The 21139-nt window shown below is 59.2% G+C and carries 19 protein-coding genes; 4 read left to right on the top strand and 15 right to left on the bottom strand.

Annotated elements, in window-relative coordinates:
• Positions 1-3: 3 nt before the first annotated feature.
• The 8 genes from BGE01nite_RS14485 to BGE01nite_RS14445 all read right to left on the bottom strand — a co-directional run bounded on the left by BGE01nite_RS14485 (position 4) and on the right by BGE01nite_RS14445 (position 12391).
• Positions 4-1080 (bottom strand): dihydrodipicolinate synthase family protein, encoded by a 1077-nt coding sequence (locus BGE01nite_RS14485; RefSeq protein WP_146851194.1) that lies wholly within the window; start codon positions 1078-1080, stop codon positions 4-6.
• 8 nt (positions 1081-1088) lie between these two features.
• Positions 1089-2336, bottom strand: coding sequence for a sialidase/neuraminidase family protein (locus BGE01nite_RS14480; RefSeq protein ID WP_146851193.1), 1248 nt, complete (start codon positions 2334-2336; stop codon positions 1089-1091).
• Between the two features lie 42 nt (positions 2337-2378).
• Positions 2379-3137, bottom strand: coding sequence for a phosphatase PAP2 family protein (locus BGE01nite_RS14475; protein WP_146851192.1), 759 nt, complete (start codon positions 3135-3137; stop codon positions 2379-2381).
• A gap of 50 nt (positions 3138-3187) precedes the next feature.
• A complete protein-coding gene (locus BGE01nite_RS14470) occupies positions 3188-4762 on the bottom strand; it encodes a sialidase family protein (protein ID WP_146851191.1) in 1575 nt (524 codons plus the stop codon).
• A 97-nt stretch (positions 4763-4859) separates the two neighbouring features.
• The gene (locus tag BGE01nite_RS14465) at positions 4860-6416 is read right to left on the bottom strand and encodes a glycoside hydrolase family protein (RefSeq protein WP_146851190.1); all 1557 of its coding nucleotides are present in this window, start codon (positions 6414-6416) and stop codon (positions 4860-4862) included.
• Positions 6417-6427: 11 nt separating this feature from the next.
• On the bottom strand, positions 6428-7909 hold the full coding sequence (locus tag BGE01nite_RS14460; RefSeq protein WP_146851189.1) for a right-handed parallel beta-helix repeat-containing protein: 1482 nt from the start codon (positions 7907-7909) through the stop codon (positions 6428-6430).
• Between the two features lie 3 nt (positions 7910-7912).
• Complete coding sequence (locus BGE01nite_RS29390) at positions 7913-11446, bottom strand: FAD-dependent oxidoreductase (protein ID WP_218032992.1); 3534 nt, start codon at positions 11444-11446, stop codon at positions 7913-7915.
• Between the two features lie 63 nt (positions 11447-11509).
• Positions 11510-12391, bottom strand: a complete 882-nt coding sequence (locus BGE01nite_RS14445) for a right-handed parallel beta-helix repeat-containing protein (RefSeq protein WP_146851188.1) — start codon at positions 12389-12391, stop codon at positions 11510-11512.
• A 127-nt stretch (positions 12392-12518) separates the two neighbouring features.
• On the opposite strand from BGE01nite_RS14445, the gene BGE01nite_RS14440 reads away from it, so the two are divergent.
• Positions 12519-13211: an SGNH/GDSL hydrolase family protein gene (locus tag BGE01nite_RS14440; protein ID WP_146851187.1), complete on the top strand. Its 693-nt coding sequence runs from the start codon at positions 12519-12521 to the stop codon at positions 13209-13211.
• A gap of 64 nt (positions 13212-13275) precedes the next feature.
• Here the strand turns inward: BGE01nite_RS14440 and dps are convergent, their stop codons facing one another.
• Positions 13276-13845, bottom strand: coding sequence for a DNA starvation/stationary phase protection protein Dps (dps, locus tag BGE01nite_RS14435; RefSeq protein WP_146851186.1), 570 nt, complete (start codon positions 13843-13845; stop codon positions 13276-13278).
• Between the two features lie 70 nt (positions 13846-13915).
• Positions 13916-14914, bottom strand: coding sequence for a GlxA family transcriptional regulator (locus BGE01nite_RS14430; RefSeq protein WP_146851185.1), 999 nt, complete (start codon positions 14912-14914; stop codon positions 13916-13918).
• Between the two features lie 216 nt (positions 14915-15130).
• Between BGE01nite_RS14430 and BGE01nite_RS14425 the strand changes: the two genes are divergently transcribed.
• From BGE01nite_RS14425 to BGE01nite_RS29380, 3 genes are read left to right on the top strand one after another with little or no spacing between them, the layout of a single operon-like run.
• Positions 15131-15967, top strand: coding sequence for an alpha/beta fold hydrolase (locus BGE01nite_RS14425; RefSeq protein WP_146851184.1), 837 nt, complete (start codon positions 15131-15133; stop codon positions 15965-15967).
• Positions 15968-16024: 57 nt separating this feature from the next.
• Complete coding sequence (locus BGE01nite_RS29385) at positions 16025-16402, top strand: alpha/beta hydrolase (protein WP_218032991.1); 378 nt, start codon at positions 16025-16027, stop codon at positions 16400-16402.
• A gap of 41 nt (positions 16403-16443) precedes the next feature.
• Entirely contained in the window at positions 16444-16890 is a 447-nt protein-coding gene (locus tag BGE01nite_RS29380; protein WP_218032990.1) for an alpha/beta hydrolase, read from the top strand.
• Here BGE01nite_RS29380 and sigJ read toward each other — a convergent pair.
• The 5 genes from sigJ to BGE01nite_RS14395 form a co-directional block, all read right to left on the bottom strand.
• Positions 16869-17762, bottom strand: coding sequence for an RNA polymerase sigma factor SigJ (gene sigJ, locus BGE01nite_RS14415; protein WP_146851183.1), 894 nt, complete (start codon positions 17760-17762; stop codon positions 16869-16871). The genes BGE01nite_RS29380 and sigJ overlap by 22 nt on opposite strands.
• Before the next feature lie 14 nt (positions 17763-17776).
• Positions 17777-18310, bottom strand: a complete 534-nt coding sequence (locus BGE01nite_RS14410) for a hypothetical protein (RefSeq protein WP_146851182.1) — start codon at positions 18308-18310, stop codon at positions 17777-17779.
• Positions 18311-18389: 79 nt separating this feature from the next.
• Entirely contained in the window at positions 18390-18995 is a 606-nt protein-coding gene (locus BGE01nite_RS14405; RefSeq protein WP_146851181.1) for a 2'-5' RNA ligase family protein, read from the bottom strand.
• Positions 18996-19008: 13 nt separating this feature from the next.
• Positions 19009-19956: an alpha/beta hydrolase gene (locus tag BGE01nite_RS14400; RefSeq protein ID WP_146851180.1), complete on the bottom strand. Its 948-nt coding sequence runs from the start codon at positions 19954-19956 to the stop codon at positions 19009-19011.
• Positions 19956-21122, bottom strand: coding sequence for a Gfo/Idh/MocA family protein (locus tag BGE01nite_RS14395; RefSeq protein ID WP_146851179.1), 1167 nt, complete (start codon positions 21120-21122; stop codon positions 19956-19958). Before BGE01nite_RS14395 ends, BGE01nite_RS14400 begins: the two co-directional genes overlap by 1 nt.
• Positions 21123-21139 lie beyond the last annotated feature (17 nt).

Genomic DNA, 21139 nt, shown 5'->3' with positions numbered 1-21139 from the left:
GGCTTAGGCTCTTTTAAGGTAGGGCGTCAGGGCCTCAAATCGGAAGTCGATCTCCGCCACCTCCTCCGCGCTCAGTTTAAGCTCGGAGAAGATCGGCTTGTCAGGGATGCTCTGCTTCGGCCCATACTGGCGCGAGATCATGTTCTTGAATACACCGCGCTTCTTCCAAAGATGCAGTTGGAAGCCCCGCAGATCACCACCGGGCAGATGCTGGCCGAGATTGAAGAGCAGCAGCAGCTTCGCGTGAATATCGCGCACCGTGTCCGGGTCTTTTCCGCTCTGCATCAGTTCCCAGACACGCGTGAGCACATCCGCATACACAGCCCGTTCCGTGATCAGGCCTTCTGTGCCGAGGTGTGACTCGTAGAGCCAGCCATGGGCACCGCGCGCGCTGAACACGCGGCGAATCGGAGGCTTCGCGGCCAGCAGCTCACGCGTGCGGGCAATGATGGGGGCGGCCTCCTCCTTGATGTAGCCGAAGTGAGGAAACTCCTTCGCCAGTTCGATCATCATCTTGACGGAAGGCACCGGACCTTTGTAGGCCACGCCTCCCGTTGTCTGCAGAATCACCGGCAGCTTCGTCGCCGCAGCCAGCGCACGCCAATACTGCCGCAGATCCTCCTCCGTGCGTCCATTGTCCGGCGGACGTGAAATGATTGCCGCAGGCGCGAGCTTCTCCGCATGCTTGGCAAAGGCCAGCATCTCCTCAGCGTCCTTCCCCTGCACACCGAGACAGAGTGCCGTGCGCAGCGTTCGTGTTGTGTCGGCCAGCACTTCCATCCCGCGCATTTTTTCGTCCAGGGTGAGCAGGTCCACACTGTCACCTGACTGCGGCCAGATCATCCCGGGACATCCACCCCAGTCCACAAAGCGCGCCTGGTTCGCCAGCACCTCATAGTCCACCGCACCCGTTTCGGTGAAGGGTGTCGTGAGGATGGGAAACGGCCCGCGCACTCGTGGATCCGCACCTGCCACCGGCACACTCTTCTCATCGGCATTCAGCAAGCCTTCGGCTAGCAGGCTCGATGCGCCCACGATGCTGGCTCCGATCATCTGTCGTCGTGTGAGGTTCTCTTTCATGATTGGGATCAGTTTTCAGGTTCAGGAGTCAGCTTCAGCGCCAGGCTGCGAAAGTTCTTCACGCGGTGAAAGGTCGCATAGTCAGCATCATGCTGGTTAGGCGCGTTGATGCTGCTGCGTGCGATGATGGCCAGGTCATCACCATCAATAACAGGCCGAGCATACATGAAGGACTGCGAGACCTTGCCTGCCTGCGCCACACAGCCCGCCTGAAACCAGTTCATGCCATCGAGACCATACATGAGCATGAGAAAGCGGCGGTCATTGCCACCCACGCCACTGGCGTAACGAACATTGCCGCTCTTCTCACCCTTTCTATACCAGTCAAAAGCTCCCTGGCTGTCCACCACGATGTTGGCCGTGGCCCAGAACATCTTCGATTTCTCATCCCGGATGATGCAGAACTTTAACTGTCCGCCCTGCATGGGATGATACTGCGTAAACTTCAGGTCAATCGGCCCACCCTTGTCCTCAAAGTCCAGCACAGCGCCCAGACCTGCCGTGGACTGGCGTTTCGGCTTCACGGTCATCATCACTCGCAGCTGGCCTTGCACATCGATGACATTCGGCTCCAGATACTGGCTCGTCAGTTCGGCAAATTTAGGGTTCGTCAGCGCATCAGGCACTCCTGGAAAGGGCACGGGCTCCGACAAGCGCCACGCGCTTGGGTTCATCACATCACCCGATAGATCACCCGCGATGACACGCGGCCCGCGATTCTTGCCTAACGAAAGATCATCCGTGGCCCAGTAAAGGTGGTTGTCACGCTGCACCATCCCCGTGTGGCAGTTCCAGAAGTGACCTTTGAAGAGCGTCACTGGCTCCGACCACGTCTTGCCGCCATCAGCGCTTTTGAGCAGCAGGAGATCATCATTGCGTGACTTGGTGCCGCCTTTGTTCGCAAAGAGATAAAGGGTGCCCTGATGCACCCAAGGTGCGGCGGAGTAGTACGGAAGCTCTGAACTCTGCTGCCAGCTCTGGCCACCATCCATACTGCGCAGGATGTGCGTGCGGCTCTGTGTGGCACGGCGCTCCACACTCCACTCCTCACGTGGCACCACGGGCACCACCGCGAGCAATGCACCGTCATCCAGCTTCACCAAGCCAGGACCTTCCACGTAGCGTTCAGGATCAGGATTGTGAAACACGATCGTGTGATCCTGAGCTAGAGGCTTGGCCTGCGCATCGGCCTTTGATGGCTCGCTCAAAAAGGTGAGGGCGAGAAGAAGCGAGAGTTTCGGAAGATGGGAAGTCACTCTCCCTAAACGTGTTCACCAGCTTGAGATTGCTGGTGATTATCACTGACCAGCGGGCTGAGCAGGTGTCTCCTTTTCCACAGCGCCACGCCGCTGAAGCCAGCGTGCGATGAGTGCACAGAAAAGGGCCCAGACAATGCCTGCACACCATCCGGCGAGAACATCCGTGGGAAAATGCACACCGAGATAGAGACGAGTCAGGCCGATCAGTAGCACCAGCGTGGCCGCAAGGCCGAGGAGGTAGACCTTGATCCTGCGATCCGCCGTCGTTCGTGCGAGGAGCGCACCAAGCGTGAGGTAGGTGATGGCTGAAAGCATCGAATGCCCGCTCGGGAAACTGAGCGAGGTGACATCCACCAGATGCGGCACCACGCTAGGTCTGTTTCGGCTGAAGACTGTCTTGAGCGCAGCATTGACAAGCCCTCCGCCCGCGATGGAGGTGAGGACGAGCAAGCTGGTGTGCCACTTTCGCCGCAGGGTGAGAAAGCCAACCGTGCCAAGTGTGATCAGCGTGATGAGAGTGGATCCACCGAGAGCCGTGACATCACGTGCAACCGGCAGCAGCCAAGCCGGTCCGCGCGGCTGCGTGGGATCATCCGGCGAGCGCAGTGAGCGAAGCACAAGCTCATCATAGTGCTGCAACTCACCTTCACGCACCTCATCGGCAATCTCCACAAAGATCCACGCGCTGCTGACCAGGGCGAGCAGGCTCAACAGCACAGCCGCTTCCAGAAGCCCACGGCTCGCCAGCCGCTCGCGAAGAGTGACGAGAAAGGAAAGCGGAGATCGCGGGCTGGGCATGGAGATTCGGCGCTAGGTTTGAACTCCATGACGATACGTCCCGATGGCCCTTACTGTTTGGCCGATTGATCGGCATCCGATGATTTCGCGGGCCCCTTCCCACCTCTCGGAGCCGGGAGCTCGGAAACCAGCACCGATGTGTCAGGCGCCTTGCCGGAGTAGAAAGTGACGTAATGCGTGTCCCCGATCACCGTGGCGTTCGCATTGCCGGCATCCCAGGTGCTGGTGCTCCCGATGGCGACAACCTCGGAAGCCGGCCAGCTGCGCGGATGGTTGAAGATCTTCTGCGCATCGACAACGCGCCTCCGCACGAAGCCCTTGCCACGGTGATAGTGGTAGTTGCTGACCAGGCTCGTCTTGGCATCAAGGACCAAGCTTGGCGTGGAACCGAGGATGTCACCAATGTTTGTAGGCTCGCGCTTCCAAGTGGCACCGTAATCAGTGGAGACGATCTGGAACTGCACCGGGCCGGGCTCCGAGCGGGCGATAACGAGGATCTTGCCATCACCGAGATAGACGGCGGCAGGCTCGGTGGGCCAGTCATTCTTGGGCAGCCAGGACTCCACGGTGGTTTGGGTCCAGGTCGCGCCATTGTCTTTGCTAGTCACAATGCCCCAGGCGTTCGTCGGCTTGTCGCCATAGTCTCCGGCAAACCACAGCGCCATGAGCCCGACCTTCGGCACCGTGAAGACATCCGTGATCTGCATCGGCCTAACGGAAAGTTTAGGAGTAGCCACCAGGGTGAACGTCACGCCGTCCGTGGTGCGGTAGAGATCGTGCGCCCACTCGCCCTTGCCGATGCGTCGCAGCCAGAGCAGCATCGCCCCGTTGGCATCCAGTCCTTTTCCGACCGGGACCTCGCCGTGGTCGGGTGAGTTGGCGACCACGGTTTCCGGCGTCCATGTTTTGCCGCCATCGGCGGAGGTGCGGGCATAAGCATCGCGTCTGCCCTCATCGATCGTGTGTGCTGTGCCGCGCGTGTACACGCAGACCAGCTTGTTGCCGATGGCCTGCATCATCGGCCACGAATTGTAACCTTTGACATCCTGCACCACATGCGGCTTTGCGGGCGCATCGACTGGCGTGACCTTCACCATCGCCAGCCCAGTGGGCTTGGTGAAGGTGTCCGCAGCATCACCCGGCTCACGCTGAATGCGCACCCACAGCGGCGCATTCGGCACCACTTCGTAGTAAGACTCCAAAAGGATCGTCCGCGTGTGGAGAGGGCTTGTGGTCATCGGTGTGCTCACCGGAGTGCCCAGGCGGTAGCGCTCTGTGAAGGGCGCGCCCTCCACCATCTGCGAAAGGTGGACGCGATAAACATCCTCCAGATCAGGGCTTGGCGCAGCCTCAGTCGTGGTCACTACGATCTCCACCTTCACCGCGCTGCAGGTGCTCGGCAGACTGCCCACAAGGCCTGATACCGACTGCCCCACCGTGCCACCGGAAAGCGACCACACCGGGATATGCACAGAGCCATTCGACATCAGCACCAGCGAAGGTTGCCCGGTCGCAATGGAGAGCTGGTTCGCATTCAGGCAGATCGGCGTCGTTTCATGAGCTTCCGCCCCAAAGCCCAAGGCCGTGGAAGCGAGCAGTGCGGTGTGCAAGAGAAAGGTTCGCATGTGGCTCACGCTGGCTCAGCCAGGAAGTCACTTCAAGCGCCGCCATTCTTCGAAACTGGAGCATCACCTTTCGCCGCCCCTGTCATCTCAGTGGTGATCAATCAATGACGTAGCTGAACAAGTCGCCGTTCTGAAGATGAAAGCGCAGTCGGATCGGCACGCCAGCAGGCAGCTCCGTCACATCTCCCCAGCGCACCGCCAGTTTCACAGCATCCTTGGCTTCGATGGCGGAGGACTCTTTCTCATAGCCTTGGATCGTGCCGCCATCAGCATCCAGAACTTCAACTCTGAGGCCACCCTTGCTGACATCCGCATTCACGGAGAGATGCCTGCCCTCGGGGATGAAGTCGTGGGTCTCGATGCTACCGCCTTTCTCACCCGCCTGCAAAGAAGCCAGCCCATCGATGCGCCAGGATGCCCGGGCGATGGATTGCTGTTTCTCCGGTGGCTGGCCGCCATGCGGTGTCGTCGCTGCCGTGTAGTACATCCACATCTCATCCCCCACGATCACGGGCGCATTGCACAAACCAAAAATGCTGCCGGCATCATATGCATGCGGTCCCAGTGGAATCACCGGACTGCGGTCGGAGCAGCGATCCCAATGCCGGCCATCACGGCTCGTGACAAGCTGGACATCAATGATGCCAGCTGCACCTCTCTTCTGACCATTGACCCCATCATCGCCAAACAAGACGGAGGCAGGTTCAACACGACGAAAGTGAGTGACGAATCCCAGCCACTGCCCGGCATAAGGAAAGGCAGAAAGATTGTAGTATTCAGAGTAGGTTCCGCCCTTCAGCTTGCGAGTGGCTTTGTTGTCCACTTCATCCGCCACGACCACAGGATGCGGCTCGGACCAGTGCTTCATGTCTTTGCTCACCGAAAGGAAGACATGGCGGATCCCCACCACGCGAGGATCACCCTGCCGTTTGTGAAAGGCCAGATATTCGCCAGTGACCGGGTCCTGTGAGAGCGTGATGGTGTCACAACCGAGCAGAATCGGTTCAGGGTCGACCGTCCAGCGCAGACCATCCGCCGAATGAGCCGCGTAATACAGACGATGGTCTTTGTCCCGATACCAGTCGACCATTTCAAACTTGTCCTTCAGCCTCTGCAGCTTCGCGTTGTCCACGCCCTTGCTTGCATTGCCGACCGCCTTGAAGCGCTTCTCGGGATCCGTCTCGAACTTGTCATCAATGATGCTGGCACTGTGAAGATGCAGGTCCGTTTCATTGGTCTTGCCGTTGATCTTCAGAATGGGACGTTCCCAGTGAATGCCGTCCGTGGAGGTGGCAAAGAGCACACTGCCAGGATCTGCATACCACATCTTGAAACCGCCGCTCTTCTCATCGCGCATCACCGTTCCGTAGATGTTCACTCGTTTGTCGATGACGCCGTCCTTGATTCTCACCTCCCAGGGCATTTCTGCGGTGAGCACCGGCTTCTCGAGCTTCTTCGCCGGGTGGACGACTCGCGTGACACCCTGCTTGCTGCGGATCATCACGCTGTCCACAAAGAGCTGCTTTTCACCCTTCTTCAACGAAGGCGCAGCTGGGCGTGCCAGTGTGACTTGCTGTGCCAGCAATGACACAGGAAGAACTGTCGCGAGGACCAGGCATGTCAGGATGCTTTTCGCAGATGAGGGGAGTTGCATGGCATCAATAGTTAGTCCTTGGACTTCTTCATCACCAGATTCCCCGTTGAGACGGTGTCTTTGCCGTGATCCGTGATCGGAGCCGCCGTCACGTTGTCACGGATGATGCTGGCTTCAGCATCTTTTGCGACCTCCACCGTGCCATTGACGTGCGTGTTGCCAGACCAGATCCATCCGCTGGCTTTGATTATACAGGTGCTGGCATTGCGCATCATGTTTCCGCGCACCAGCACGTGGCTTGACTTCATTTTGCTCTGGGATTCGGAGTGCACGTCTCCTTCGCAGACATTGTCGGCAAAGATGATGTCGCGAATTGTCGTCAGGCCCGGCATGCGCGGATCGAGGAGGTAGGCATCTCCATCGAAAACATTGCCGGTGAAGGTGATGCCCTCATACACGCAGGAAAGCGCCTCGGGCCGGGTCACGAAGTGCAGGGTGCACTTTGGCGTGGTGTGCTGGTTGCGGAAGATGTTTCCCGTGACCACCACGTCATGAACCTTGGAGTGCAGCGGCAGCGGCTCGGTGCGGAAGAAGAGGCAGGGAAGCACCGCTCCTTGGCGGACTTCGGGCATCGGTTCCACATGGTTGCCGCTGACGCGGATGTGATGCGAGCCCTCGCTGACATTGATACCAGTCCTTTTGAAGTAGACCACGTTGTCCTTGATCTGCACATTGCGGCTGCCAAAAATCACTTGCGGACCATCGATCACATCCACGATGTGGTTGTCCGCGATGAGACCGCCATTGCACTCCGCCAGCTCGATCGCCTTGTTGCCGCAGGTCTCGATGTAGTTGTGATGCACCTGCCAGTTCTTGAACTGGGTCGCCATGCGATCTTCATCAAAGTAGCCTTTGCGCACTTTCTCTGGTTCAGCCGCCGCCTTCGCTTCCTCTGCGCTGATGACACGCTTGACCAGATACATGGAGGTCGCCGCCTTCGTGCAGCCCACCGCCTGCTTGGCATCATAGATCCAGCAATTCCGGACCGTGACATTGTCACAGGAAAGCAGTAGCGACTCAGGCTCATCCAGACGTGCATTGAAACCCATGATGGAACCTCCGCCGATGGCCTTGTCATGCCCCGTGTAGCGCAGATGCTCGATCACCACATTGTGCGCGGGCACCTTCGCGCTTCCGATCCGTATCGGAAAATAGCGCAAGTCGTTAGGCGGTGTCTTGGGGTCGAAATAAAGATGCGTGGCATACCCCTGGCCACGAAGAGTGATGTTGCTCTTGATGATGACAGTCTCATCATCCGCATGACGTGAAAGCTTGAAGTCCCCCGCACCCAGCAGCACCACGCCCCCACCCGCCGCCGCGACCTTGTCGATCGCCTGTTGCAGAATGTCATCCGCGATCACATCAGGCCCAGGCGCTGGAACACGCAGCTCAAAGCCATTCGCCGACTGCTCTGCGGGTGCCGCTGGCCCGGCTGCGGAGACCAGACCATGGGTGAATGCGAGGAGAGTAATGAGTGAGAGAATCCGTTTCATAGATCACTGCGCTTTGAGACTCTTCCACATGGCCACCAATGCGCCGCCTTTGGTCTGTTTGGTTTCGGGTGATGTTGCGACCTCGGCTGCCAGCACTGCATTGGCGAGTTTGATCGGATCCAGCTTGCCGTTCTTCAGTTCATCCAGGCCCCGTTGCCACACTGCCTCCACCGATGCGGAGAGCGGTGCGTCGAGCTTGGCATCATAGCTGGCGAAGAACCCTTTGGTGCCAAAATACTGCGCGGCGGCTACACGTGGGTCATCGGAAGTGACATCGAGGTCATTGAAGAAACTCACCATGACATGGCTCGCGGCAAGTTTGCGGACCAATGCATCTGGATCGAGGGCAGCGGGGGTGGTCTTGCCTCTGATGGCGAGCGCGGCAGCGAAGCCTGCGCTCTCGCCAGCCTGCATCCACACAGGCTCGAGACGAATCGCTCCCCATCCGATATGCGAGGCGGAGAGGGCTACGGGCACAAGGAGGTTGTCCACCTCTTTGGCGAGCAGGCTGCGATACGGCACCTGCGCGGGGCGTGTCTCCTCACCGAGGAAGAGAATGCCATCCGTGCTGCCACCCGGGGCTTTGCGCGGCAGGCAGGCCACGGAATCCACCGGCCAGTCGGTGATGGCGATGCTGTCCACATGGATCGGCGTGCGGGAGATGCCTGGAGCGACCACGTTGTCCTGCTCCTTGAAAACATATCGTCCGACGAGCCGGCGTGCCTCGCGCACGTAGATCTCATAAGGTGCATGCTGGTTGTCAGGAAACTCATCCGCCGCCAGTCCATAGTTGGCGAACTGCTTCCGATCCTTCTCCGGTGCCTCGGGATCGTTTTGCACCCACCACAGGCGCATCAGCATGCCTTCGAGATAGCGCTTGGAGATCTCCTCACGCTTCGGCCAGTCGGCTCCTGGATATTCATTCTGCGGGCCGATGAGGCGACCGCCGTTCCAGGCGACTTTTTGGTTAGGTAGATTGGGCACAAAGCCGCCACCTCCGGCAGCCTTGGCGATGGCAGGATCATAGTTCGCAGGCTTCTGCACCGTGATTCGGTTCGCCGGATCACGCGTGAGGATGAGCCGGTAGTTGTAAGCCATCACGGAGCCATCCGCCTCGCCGCTCTGCGGGCCTTCCACGATGTCCGCTGTGGCGTGGCTGTTGTAGCGAATGTTCAGCGTGCCTTCATCAGCCGCCTTGGGAAAGCCACGCTGGCCGGGCTCCTTGTGGCGCTCTTGGGTATAGATGACCCCCGCATGCTTCTCGCCATACTGGCTGCGCGCTTCGCGGCCGATCTGCGTCTTCAGATCTGCGGCAGCCATGAGATCGCCCTCATACATGCCATCGGCAAAGATCTTCCCCGAGACGGTGACGGCCTTCTCACCATGCATTGGTTTCAGAGTCACTGACTGGATGAGCGAGCCCTCGCGCTTTGCCTTGGTGATGATATGCCCCAGCAACACGGTCAGTGTCTTCTCCTTCTCCACCATTTCATTAAAAAGCAGCTCCGCGATGCGTGGCTCGATTTTCGGACGGTCGATATGCGCCCTGCTCGTCTTGCTTGGCATGGACACCACGTGTTGCGGCGAACCTTCACCATAAGTCTTGCTGTAGTAGTCAGCAGCTCCCTTGAGAATCTCACCATACAAAGGCGAGCGCAGCCCGTCATACGGCGCCTCCCAGCCTCCCGCACCACTGGTGGAGAAGCCGCCCAGATGCTGCGTGTGATTCACCAGGAGCACGCTCAAGCCTTCACGCGCAGCCCGCACCGCACAAGTGATGCCACCGGGAGTGCCGCCGATGACCACAAGATCATACGACTTCCCATCCACACTCTCCGCCTTCGCAGCACTCTTCAGCAGCATCGGCGGTGGAATCTTCACCGGCACCGCAGGGGCTGCACTGGCGCTCGTTTTCATGGGAAAGCCGGAGGAAGAGCGTGTGTTGCGTTCTCCCGTGGCTTCGCCTTCGGACAAGAGCTGCAGGCCATCCACCACAACATAGCCATTAGCGCCTTCATTGTTGATCTCGATGGTTCCTTTCTTGCCCTTCGCAAAGGCAAACACGCCAAGCGAGCGCGGGATGCCCTCTTCCAGACAGGCTTCGCGCTGGTTCTGCGTGACCTTCTTCTCGCCATCCGCACCACGGATGATGATGGTGGCATTGCTCGCACGGTTGGAGGCGTGATTGTAAAGCAGGCGCACTTCATACTTCCCGGTCTCAGGAATCGCGGGCGTGAAGACAGCACTCGCGGCGGACTTCTTCGCGCGATCATCATGCCGATACGATGAGCCGACCAGCGCAGGCAGCTTCTCGCCGACTTTCCAGGCACCGCTGTATTTGGCATCGCTGTCATCCAGCACAATGCCCGCGACCTTTTGCGCGACAGGCTTCCCGGCCTGCTTCTCCGCCTTGTCGGTTTCAGCAAGCGTGAAGCGAGTGCTCACCACAGAGTTCAGCTCAGGACCTGGGCGATACTTGATATACGTGGTCGCGACGACCGTGCCATCGGGCAGAAGCTCGACTCCTGGATAACCGCAATCACTGCCTTTGTGGCTGTGCAGCAGCTTCACCTTATACTCGGCATCCTTGCCGCTGATGATGTCTTCATAGCGACCGACCCAGGCGACGAAATGCGTGCGTGTGGGGCTGTTCTTGCCCATGTCGCGGAAGCAGATCACAAGCCTGCCATCCTTCGTGTACACCGCCTTGTGGCGATCACCATGCAGACCTTGCGGCAGCGCCTTCACTTCTGACCATGTCTTGCCTTCGTCATCACTGGTGATGAAGTGCGCGGGCTCGCTGCGGATGTTTTCGCGGATCAGGCAGAGCAGTTGTTTGCCATTCGGTGAGCGCACCACTTCCGGTTCGCAGGGCTTCAGATCACCCAGATCCACCAGCACACGCCATGGGCTCCAGGTCATACCACCATCCGTGGATTCACTCTGCGTGACGACGTTGGACTTTTTGTCCTTGGTCTCACCGGGGCGGCGGATGTTGGAAAGGCCGATCAGCTTCTTTCCACCCTCCACCGGCATGATGGTGCAGAAAGGCATCACACATTCCAGGTTGAGGCTCTGCATCGGCGACCACGTCTTGCCATCATCCATCGAGAACGAGCGCTGCATCGTGCCATTGTCCGGCTGTCGCGTGCCGCCCGGGCCTTGTCCTGCATAGACGAAGAGGCGCGTCTTTCCTTGCGGATCCGTGAGGCGATAGAGGGCAGGGCAGTTGCGCGTCGTGCTCCAGTTCTCCGGCACTGGTAGTTCCTCGCTCCAGGTCTTGCCGCCGTCATCACTGCGCTTCATCGGCCCGCAGCCGCCACCGTGACCATGCGTCCACACGCAGAACATCGTTTTGCCATCCGGCAGCAGCAGCGTGGTCGGGTGACCTTGATAGACCTTGTCTGTGCCCTGAGACACAATGACCTGGCGCTCAGTCTCCTGCGAAAGGTCCACATAGGGCGGCGTCTCAGCCGACCATGCGACCGTGACGCTGAGGATGGCTAAAAGGACTCGAGAGAGGGTTGGAAATCTCATGCCCCTACAAGACGTCAGCGCTGTGCTGACTTTTCCTGGTAAAGCCAGCAGACCAGCGAGGAATCAGTCCTTTTTCCAAACCACGCCCGACTGCTCCACCGCCACATCCGGGCTGCGCACCACGATGTCCTTGTCCTGATGATGGATGGTGCAGTTGGTCACCTTGTGCTTCTTGCCATCAAAGAGAAAGGCCGCGTTCACATTGTGATGCAGCACGCAGTTCGTGTAGGTCGTGACGGAGTCATTCACATCCGCCACACCACCCGAGACAGAACCATTCCAGGCAATTTCAGAGTCAAGGACGTCCATCTGCACCGTCTCATGCGCGCTGATGCCTTCATCGCCATTGGACAGAGCCTTCACATTCTCCAGCCGGATGCCCACACGATCTCCATGGATGTTAAAGCCATCATTCGCGGCGTGCATGGCCGTGACATTGCGCACCGTGATGTGGTTGCCCGCGATCACCACACCGCTGGCGAGACCCGCAGGAGGCTGGATCACACGACCTTCACCGGGCTTCTTCTCCTTCGGCCAGCGGAAGTAAAGGGAGCCATCCGCCGCCCAGCCGACTTCACCAGGACGCAGAGCCTTCGGATCTTTATAGATGACTTTCTTGGCAACGCCGGATGCCTTCTCAGCTTCACGATCACGGCGGATGACCAGGGGCACTTCATCGATGAACAGGCCCGCGCGCTGCACGTCTTCGATCGGTGGATGTTTTGGCAAAGGCCCGCGTGAGGTCCATAGATCGCCTTCCTTGATCCAGTTCTGCTCCGTGATGTCGATGCCGAGATCGATGACCAGCCCCTTGCCATCAAACACCACCGGAGCTTCCGCCGTGCCGCTCTTGTTCAGCACCAAGGTCTGGCGTCGGATTTCCTGAGCATGAAGGGAGGCCGCCAAAGCGGTGAGCAGAAACAAGGAGGAGGTGAGAAAACGCATCGTGAGGGAGAACACCTTAGCAGCCACATTTCTATCTGTCTGGCGTCACGGATTGATTCCGAGAATTTGCTGATGATAGGCCGATTCCGAGGCCATCGTATGCTCTGCCCACTCGTCCTTGCCTTCTATGAATCTCCGCCGCTTCTCTCTCGTGGTCTTCACAACTCTTCTGTCTCTCAGTGGTGCAAGTCCTGCGGCCGAAGGGAAGCCGCTGAAAATGCTCTTCGTCGGGAACAGCATCACACGTCATGGCCCTGCGGCGAAGATCGGCTGGACCGGAAACTGGGGTATGGCCGCGACTTCGGAGGACAAGGACTACGTGCATCTGGTAGTGGACGCAGTGACGAAGAAGCAGGGAGCGAAGCCAGAGTTTCTGGTCGCGAACGTCGCCGATTTCGAGCGCAACTTTGAAACCTTCGACTTCACGACGAAGCTGAAGACGCAGACTGATTTCGCGCCGGACATCGTGGTCCTCGCCATCGGCGAGAACGTGCCTGCCTTGCAAACGGAAGAGTCGAAAACGAAGTTCAAAGACAGCGTGACGAAACTGATGACGCTGCTCAAAGCCAGCCCGACCACGAAAATCTATGTGCGCGGCTGCTTCTGGGCGAACCCTGCCAAGGACACGTCGCTGAAAGAAGCCTGTGCAACCGTAGGCGGCACCTTCATCGACATTAGCTCCCTGGCCAAGGATGAGGCCAACTACGCCCGCTCCGAGCGCAAGATCGAGCACGAAGGCGTGGCCCGTCATCCCGGTGATAAAGGCATGCAAGCCATCGCCGATGCCATCTCTGCGTCGATTGTAGCTACCTTGAAATGATTTAGGCCAGGGCCTTCCATGAGGAGATCCTGGCCCGTGGGGCGTTGATCAGGCGATACCGCGGTTAGCGACGAAGGGTGGATGCATCCGCCTCTTCCTGAGTCCAGCGTGGTTCGAGGGCCACATGAGCCTCCACCTTCCACAGCAGCTCGTCGATGCTGCGGGAGACTTGGGTGAAAAGGTCCACGGTGCCTGCATCACCCGTGTCTTCAGCCAAAGAGATGGCTTCACGCGAGGCCTGTGCCGACTGCGCCAGCGCGGCGGACATGGCCCAGACATGCTCGCGACCGTCCAGCGCATCCAGAGGATAGGCCGGCAGCCTGCTGGCTTGTGAGACAGCCTGCGAGGTGCCGCGAGCGATGCCTCCGAGCATCACCGCACGCTCGGCCACTTCATCCGTGAGCTCGCCGACCTTTTCAGCGACCTCATCGAAGAGCGCGTGCAGCATGGTGAAGTAGGGGCCTTTGACATTCCAGTGCGCCTGCTTGGCCTGCAGACCGAGATCGATCAGGTCAGCAAGCTGATGGTTCAGCAATTGGATGAGCACGACACTGCGCTTTTCAGGCTGGTCATGATGAGTGTTCCACAGTGGGGAGGATGTTTGACGAGGGGTAATGGAGGTGTGCTTTTTCATGGCGACACCAGACTAGGCCAGCTCAATCCCAAGCCCATGCCAACGATCCGACGATTTGCGCCAAAGTGCCTCAGGCCGTGGCTCGAATGCCCGAAGACCTGAATCGCGCGCGATACTCCGCAGGCGTGGTCTTGAGCTGCCGCATGAAGCAGCGGCCCATCACATCCGCGCTACCAAAGCCGCAGGCTCTCGCGATTTCCTCCATGCCCTGCGTGCTGCGCTCCAGTTTCCGGCGCACGGCCTCGATGCGGATCTCCTCCACATAGTGCGCGGGGGACTTGCCCATCTCACGCGTGAATACACGCTGGAAGTTACGCTCGCTCATCGCCGCCTTCGCAGCCAGCGCTGGAACAGAAGGATCATTGGTTAGGTGTTCGAGCATCCAGACCTGGAGATCCCGCAGCGGACGGTCTTCAGAGGTCTGCTCTTGAAGGGACACACTGAACTGCGCCTGGTTGCCAGGCCGGCAAAGGAACACCACCAGCATGCGGGCTACTTCGAGCGCCAGCTTGCGCCCATGATCCTCTTCCACGAGCGCCAGGCTGAGGTCGATGCCAGAGGTCGCACCTGCCGAACTATAAATGCTACCATCTTTCACCCAGATCGGATCGGGGTCGACCTTCACCTTGGGGAACGTGGTTGCGAGCTGCTTGGCATAGGCCCAGTGCGTGGTGGCACGCTTGCCATCCAGCAGACCTGCCTGTGCCAGCAACCACGCACCCGTACACACCGAACCCACACGGCGGGATGTCTTCGCGTGCTTTTGCATCCAGGTGAGCAGCGGCGCAGGCGGTTCGGTGAGTTCATTGCCCATGCCGCCAGGAATGATCAGGGTGTCCACCTTGCTCTTCACCGTGCTGTAGTGAGGGCCGCTGCGCATGCCGAGACCATACATGCCATCCAGAGCTGGCTCCTTCTGCGTCGAGACATGCTGGATCTGATAGCGTCGATCCTCCGGAAGCAGTGCATTTGCGGTTGAGAAGACATCCGTGACTCCCGCGACGTCCAGCTCGCGAACACGGGGATACATGAGGATGACAAGGCGACGATTCGATGCGGGAGAATTCATGTTCGGCACGCCGCTTTATACACGCCGTATAAAGAGCGGCAAACGGCCAATTCTCCTTCGAATCCCCTGGAAAAGCGGGTTTTGGCAGATTGGCAGAAATCGTCGGTTCCTTGGCATTCCCCTCCGGAATCTTTCCCCTACACTGATGCCACAACGGAAAGCCAGACGGCCAACCGGATCACTCCAAACTCAAACACCAAGAAAGACAATAACATCATGAAAACCAACTCCAGCACCATCACCACCAAAGACGGCACTCAGATCTACTTCAAAGACTGGGGCGCAGGTCAGCCAGTCATCTTCAGCCACGGCTGGCCTCTGTCTTCAGATAGCTGGGAAAACCAGATGCTCTTCCTCGCCAACAACGGCTACCGTGCCATCGGCCATGATCGCCGCGGCCACGGTCGTTCCAGCCAGAGCTGGAATAACAACGACATGAATGGTTATGCCGACGACCTGGCAGAGTTGATCGAGCAGCTTGATTTGAAGGATGTGATCCTCGTCGGTTTCTCCACCGGTGGTGGCGAGGTCACCCGCTATGTCGGTCGTCATGGCACCAGCCGTGTGGCCAAGGTCATCCTGGTCTCTGCGGTGCCTCCGCTGATGGTGAAGACGGCAGCCAATCCTGGCGGCCTGCCGATTGAAGTCTTCGATGGCATCCGCGCCGGCTCCCTGGCAGATCGCTCACAGCTCTACAAAGACATCGCCAGCGGCCCCTTCTACGGTTACAACCGTCCCGGTGCCAAGCCCTCGCAGGGCATCATCGATGCCTTCTGGATGCAGGGCATGATGGGCGGCCACAAGAACACCTTTGATTCCATCAAGGCCTTCTCCGAGACCGACTTCACCGAGGACCTGAAGAAGTTCGATGTGCCGACTCTCATCATCCATGGCGATGACGACCAGATCGTGCCTTTTGAAGCCGCAGGCCTGGCCTCCTCCAAGCTGGTGAAGAACTCCCAGCTCATTGTCTACCCAGGCGCCCCGCACGGCATCGCGGATACTCACAAGGACCAGCTCAATGCTGACCTCCTGTCCTTCATCCAAGCCTGAACCTCTGAATCTGAATGTCTGAATCACCTAACTTAAAGCACTTCAAAGAATACGATCATGAAAACTTCATCCAAAACCATCCTGTTGATCCACGGTCTGTGGGTGACCCCTCGCTCCTGGGAGCATTTCCAGAGCCGCTATGAGGCTCAGGGTTACAAGGTCATCGCCCCGGCCTGGCCGGGGATCGAGGGCAGTGTGGAGGACATGCAGCGGGATCCCTCCAGCTTCAATGGCATCGGCATTGAGAACGTCCTGGAGCACTACACACGCATCATCCAGTCCCTGCCGGAGAAGCCCATCATCATCGGCCACTCCTACGGTGGCCTGATCACCCAGATCCTGATGGATCGCGGCCTCGGCGCCTCCGGTGTGGCCATTGATTCCGTCCCGCCAAAAGCATCGTCCTGCTGCCTCCCTCCACCATCGAGGCCCTGACTCCGGCGCTGGCGAATCCCTTCAACTACAAAGGCACCTACATGTTCCCCTTTGCCCGCTGGTGGAGAGTGTTCGCGAACAGTTTGAGTGAATCTGAAGCGCGTGCTGCGTATGCACGCTACGCTATCGCCGCTCCAGCCCGAGCCATCTTCCAGGCCGCGCTGTCAAACATCACCCCTGGTTCCCAGGCCGCGATCAATTTCCGCAACTCCAGCCGGGGCCCGCTGCTGCTGATCGGTGGTGAGAAGGATGTGATCATGCCTGCCTCGCTGAACCGGAAGAACTTCCGCAAATACAGCCGCTCCTCCGCGATCACGGAATACAAGGAGTTCGCGGGCCGCAGCCACTTCATCATCGGTGAAAAGGGCTGGGAAGAAGTGGCGGACTATGCCCTGGACTGGGTGCAGTCCAAACTCGGTGAAAATGCTGAGAAGGTCTCAGCATCTTCCCGCAAAGAGGCCGTGCCTCAAGCCCCCGCCGTTGCCTGAAAGGCGCGGAGCTTGTCTGGATTTCGATGGGAGAAGATCTTGGTGATCTTGCCTTCCACGATCTCCAGGGCCATGGCGGTGACGGTCTGTCCATCCATCTGGATGAGCACCCCAGGTGAGCCATTGAAGCTGGTGGGCCTTGTTTCATAAAAGCCACGCGCCGGGCCGCCGGGCCTCGAGATGTTGATGAAGAACTTGGTGACGATGTCGCGGCCTGTGAGCACCTTCGGCACCGCCGTTGCCTTGCCTCCGCCATCCGAGTAGAGAGAGACATCCTCCACCAGCATGTCTAACAAAGGTTGCGTTTCACCAGCTCGGCACGCGCTGAGAAAACGGGTGAGGAGCTGCTCATGCTCGCTGTTGGTGGTTGTGAAGCGGGGCTTCTCCGCCCGCACACGCTCGCGGGCTCGGGAGACGAGCTTGCGGCAGTTCACGGCAGGCTTGTCCAGGATCTCGCTGATCTCCTCAAAGCTGTGCCCGAAAACCTCATGCAGCAGAAACCCTGCACGCTCCACGGGCGAGAGCTTCTCCAGCACTATGAGCAGCGCGATGGAGACACTCTCATCCACCTGCGCCGTAGGCTCTGTGGAAGCAGCCTCCGGCAGATAAGGCTCCGGCAGCCAGGTGCCATAGTATTCCTCACGCTGCACGCGCGCGGATTTCAGCCGGTCCAGGCAGAGACGGCTGACCACGGTGAGCAGCCAGCTTTGCGGCGTCTTCACCTCGGTCAGGTCCGCCTTCGCCCAGCGTAACCAGGTTTCCTGCACCATGTCCTCCGCATCACTCACGGAACTGAGCATGCGATACGCCACACCCGTGAGCTGCTTGCGATGTGCCTCAAAGGCGGCGACATGTGGATCGGCGATGTTCATGGTGCTGTGGAAGGTTAAGCCGCAAGCTCAGGGATCAAGGCGCAACTTTGCGCGTGACCCAGGGCGCGCTTGAGCGTCGGGTAAAGGTGGGTGGAGACCACACTGACGGCGATCTCCGCAATGACCTCACGTCCCCAGCGAGCTTGCAGGCGCGGCAGAAGCTCCGGATCCAGATCCACGTTGGCGGCCACACCGCGAGCGTAGTCATAGATATCACGCTGCTCGGGCGTGAGGCCTTTGCCTTGATGAAGGGAGGCCTGGATCAGGGCTTCCGGCATGCCTTTTTCACGAGCCATCTTGACGTTCAGCAGCGTGCAGGGACCGCAGTCTTGCAGGCGCATGGCGGCGATCTTGGCAATCATGAGCACCTCATCAGGCGCGCTCTTCTGGTAGCGCCCCATGCCCATCGCAGCTTCAAAGGTCTTGAAGGCTCCGGGCGAGGCATCCATGAGCTCCTCCAGATAGCTCACGTCATAGTCATAGTGCTGGCCGAAGGCCTGGAGGTTCTGCCGCGAGGCGGCCAGGGTGTCAGTGGGTGCTTGTTGCATGGCACTGGGTATGACGAGCCAGCGCCAAAGAGTGTGACCGGCCGGGAAAATATTTCTCAAAACGGCTCGCATCCAGGAATCATGCCTGGTCTGGACCCCGAAGCTGCCAGCGGTTGAGCACCTCATAGGATGTCCCCATCCTGCCACGAACCAGCGCGAACTCCCGGATGCTCAATTTCACCACAGGATCAATCAGCGTGGAAAAGGGCTGTACACCATAGAGAAGAGTCATGTGAGGGCTGAAGGTGCCTTCTTTATGGGTGCGCACACTGTTTCTCACCAGCCTGGTGGTGAGGAGCTGGTGAAGACTGGTCAGCTCAGACTCCTTGCGGATGTCACGTAGCACCAGGGCACCTCCACCAAATTTGCACAGCTCCGAAAAACGAACTGTGAATGGCGGAGTCGCATCAGCCGCTTCCTGCGCTGCGATGTCGATCGAGTGCAGGAGGTGTTTGGACAGGCCCAGCTCTTTATTGATGGGGTGCAGGCTCAGGTGAAGTTGCCCAGCCTGTCGTGGTGTTCCCTGGAGTCTGTATTTGCTCTGCCATTCCCGCAAACGCTCGAGCAAATGAGCCTCTTCATCCGGGGCGGGAAGCAAGGCCAGGAAGACACTGCCGCTCTGACTGGGCGGTCGAAGCGTTTCCTCGGGTTGAAAAAGATCTGCAGTGAGAAGCAGGTCGGTCATGGCGATGGGCAGCCTACTTCGTGCCTCGCGTTGCTGGCTCGTTCAACTTCTCAATGAGATAATCCTCCACCCGCGCATGCTTCACATTCTCACTCCCGGGATACACCAGCTCACACGGCACGCCGATGCTCAGGCACTTCTCCTGAAGCTTTACCCCAAAATTGGCCGTGTGGGCCGGGTTCTTCTGCGGCTGGCCGACCGCAGGCGGTGTGTCGTAGAAAAGGTAAACCGGTGGATCGTCTGCCGTCAGCAGCGCATAGGGCGAGTATTCAGCGATCCAGGGCAGGATGGAGTCACGCTTCGCCACAAACTCATCGGCGGGCTTTTGATCCTTGGTCCGGTCACCTTTGAAGCCGAAGGCATGGTAACCATACTCATTGTTCGGCGTCCACTCGCGCATCTGCACCGGATCCAGGGAGGTCTGGGCTCGCACCACGGCCACGCACCAGAGGCGTGTGGACTCACGTGAGACCGGATCACTGCTGCCAGCATCCGCCAGATCCGGATGAAAGGCCAGCCAGAGTGATGAGCAGGCGCCCGCACTGCTGCCACTGGCGGCGATGCGCTGTTTGTCGATGTTCCATTCACCAGCCTTGCTGCGCACGAACTGCAAGGCACGCGCCGCATCATGCAGCGGACCTTTCACCGGCGGCACCAGCTTGTCCTTCTCAGCGTCCGCGATGAAACGGTAGTTGATGCTGACGACGGAGATGCCTGATCTGAGATAAAGCGCCTGGCTGTTGAAGCCAGATTTATCCCCGTTCATCCAGCCGCCGCCATGGATGAAGAAGAGCAGGGGAGTGGGTTTGTCAGACTTCGCCTGCCAGAAGTCCAGCTTCTGGTTCGCATGCGTGCCATAGGCGACATCGGCATGCGTCGGAGCCGGCACATCGGCAGCCGCAGCACCGTGACTGGCAAGTGCGCCCAGCAGAAGAATGAGGCGTTGGAGGAAAGGCTTCATCACTTCCAGTCTGCCAGCGGATTGTCCCGGATGTCCAGCGGGAAGCTCACGCTGGCACCCTGGCGCACATGCGAAGCCAGCACCGCCGTGATCATCTCCACCGTCACGCGACCATCCACAGCGCTGCACTGCGGCTGGCGGTTCTCTTCAATGGAGGCGATCAGATCGAGCGCGCCAGCGGTGTGGCTCATCACCTGCTTGCCGATCTCCGCCACCGGCTCAGCCTTGCCGATGCCCGCCGCGCTGATCGGAACCCAGGTGCGAGGCTCGTTGTTAGGCTGAAACTGATTGCCTGGAAGAAAATGCGCCAGCGGAGTCTGGTCTACACGGATGTCGATGATGCCCTTCGTGCCGATGAGTTGCAGGCCGAAACCCACCTTCGGATCACCCGCTTCCTGCATCGAATCAAAGTAGAAAGGCACACCCGACTTCATGTCAAAGCGTGCATGCACTTCGTTCCCTGCGATCGGGCCATAGTCAGCTCTGCCACGGTTCACATCCGCCGGAGTGACGAGCTTTCCATTCAGCTTCACCAGGGCCGAGCAGCTCTGCGGCTTGCCTGCCAGAAATACACCGAGGTTCAGCACATGCGAGCCGAGGATCCAAAGGTCCTCCATGCCACCGCGACGATCTTCCTTGCCACGACCGCGCAGTTCCAGCAGACGTCCGATGGCACCCTCCTCCACCAGCTTCTTCACCAACGGCAGTGTGGGATGCCAGCGATTGCGATGGGCCAGCGCCAGCTTCACACCATGCTTCTCACAAGCCGCGATGATCTCATCCGCCTCGGCAAGGTTTCGACAGAAAGGCTTCTCCAAATAAATGCCGCGAGCACCCGAAGCCGCTGCCGCCAGCACCATGTCACGATGCAGCCCCATCGCCGGACCGATAGCCACCAGATCAGGCTTGGCCTTGGCGATGTCATGATAATCCGCAAAGCCCTGGGTGATGTTCAGCTCCTTCAGCGTTGCCTCGAGCTTCTTCGCATCAGGATCCGCTGCAGCCACGATTTCCGTGCTCGGAACTTTTAGCCACATGGTGTCCAGGCTATGACCATAGCTTCCCTTGTTTCCCACCACGACCACACGCCATTTGCGTGCTGGTTCAGCATGGGAGGCGAGAGCGAGACTGGAAGCAGTGGCAGCGATGAAATGGCGGCGGTTCATAGTGAGGCGGGAATTTA

Source organism: Prosthecobacter gellanilyticus (genome assembly GCF_007992435.1).
In the GTDB taxonomy this organism is placed as follows: domain Bacteria; phylum Verrucomicrobiota; class Verrucomicrobiia; order Verrucomicrobiales; family Verrucomicrobiaceae; genus Prosthecobacter; species Prosthecobacter gellanilyticus.
Note: the sequence above shows the minus strand (reverse complement) of the source record. Positions and strands in the feature narration are given on the sequence as shown.

Bases quoted from the DNA above. Each gene is read 5' to 3' on its own strand.
- BGE01nite_RS14460 (WP_146851189.1), bottom strand. From the start codon at position 7,909: ATGAAACGGATTCTCTCACTCATTACTCTCCTCGCATTCACCCATGGT.
- BGE01nite_RS14400 (WP_146851180.1), bottom strand. From the start codon at position 19,956: ATGAAGCCTTTCCTCCAACGCCTCATTCTTCTGCTGGGCGCACTTGCC.
- BGE01nite_RS14395 (WP_146851179.1), bottom strand. From the start codon at position 21,122: ATGAACCGCCGCCATTTCATCGCTGCCACTGCTTCCAGTCTCGCTCTC.
- BGE01nite_RS14470 (WP_146851191.1), bottom strand. From the start codon at position 4,762: ATGCGAACCTTTCTCTTGCACACCGCACTGCTCGCTTCCACGGCCTTG.
- BGE01nite_RS14440 (WP_146851187.1), top strand. From the start codon at position 12,519: ATGAATCTCCGCCGCTTCTCTCTCGTGGTCTTCACAACTCTTCTGTCT.
- BGE01nite_RS14445 (WP_146851188.1), bottom strand. From the start codon at position 12,391: ATGCGTTTTCTCACCTCCTCCTTGTTTCTGCTCACCGCTTTGGCGGCC.
- BGE01nite_RS29390 (WP_218032992.1), bottom strand. From the start codon at position 11,446: ATGAGATTTCCAACCCTCTCTCGAGTCCTTTTAGCCATCCTCAGCGTC.
- sigJ (WP_146851183.1), bottom strand. From the start codon at position 17,762: ATGAACATCGCCGATCCACATGTCGCCGCCTTTGAGGCACATCGCAAG.
- BGE01nite_RS14475 (WP_146851192.1), bottom strand. From the start codon at position 3,137: ATGCCCAGCCCGCGATCTCCGCTTTCCTTTCTCGTCACTCTTCGCGAG.
- dps (WP_146851186.1), bottom strand. From the start codon at position 13,845: ATGAAAAAGCACACCTCCATTACCCCTCGTCAAACATCCTCCCCACTG.
- BGE01nite_RS29385 (WP_218032991.1), top strand. From the start codon at position 16,025: ATGAAAACTTCATCCAAAACCATCCTGTTGATCCACGGTCTGTGGGTG.
- BGE01nite_RS14405 (WP_146851181.1), bottom strand. From the start codon at position 18,995: ATGACCGACCTGCTTCTCACTGCAGATCTTTTTCAACCCGAGGAAACG.
- BGE01nite_RS14485 (WP_146851194.1), bottom strand. From the start codon at position 1,080: ATGAAAGAGAACCTCACACGACGACAGATGATCGGAGCCAGCATCGTG.
- BGE01nite_RS14425 (WP_146851184.1), top strand. From the start codon at position 15,131: ATGAAAACCAACTCCAGCACCATCACCACCAAAGACGGCACTCAGATC.
- BGE01nite_RS29380 (WP_218032990.1), top strand. From the start codon at position 16,444: ATGTTCCCCTTTGCCCGCTGGTGGAGAGTGTTCGCGAACAGTTTGAGT.
- BGE01nite_RS14465 (WP_146851190.1), bottom strand. From the start codon at position 6,416: ATGCAACTCCCCTCATCTGCGAAAAGCATCCTGACATGCCTGGTCCTC.
- BGE01nite_RS14410 (WP_146851182.1), bottom strand. From the start codon at position 18,310: ATGCAACAAGCACCCACTGACACCCTGGCCGCCTCGCGGCAGAACCTC.
- BGE01nite_RS14430 (WP_146851185.1), bottom strand. From the start codon at position 14,914: ATGAATTCTCCCGCATCGAATCGTCGCCTTGTCATCCTCATGTATCCC.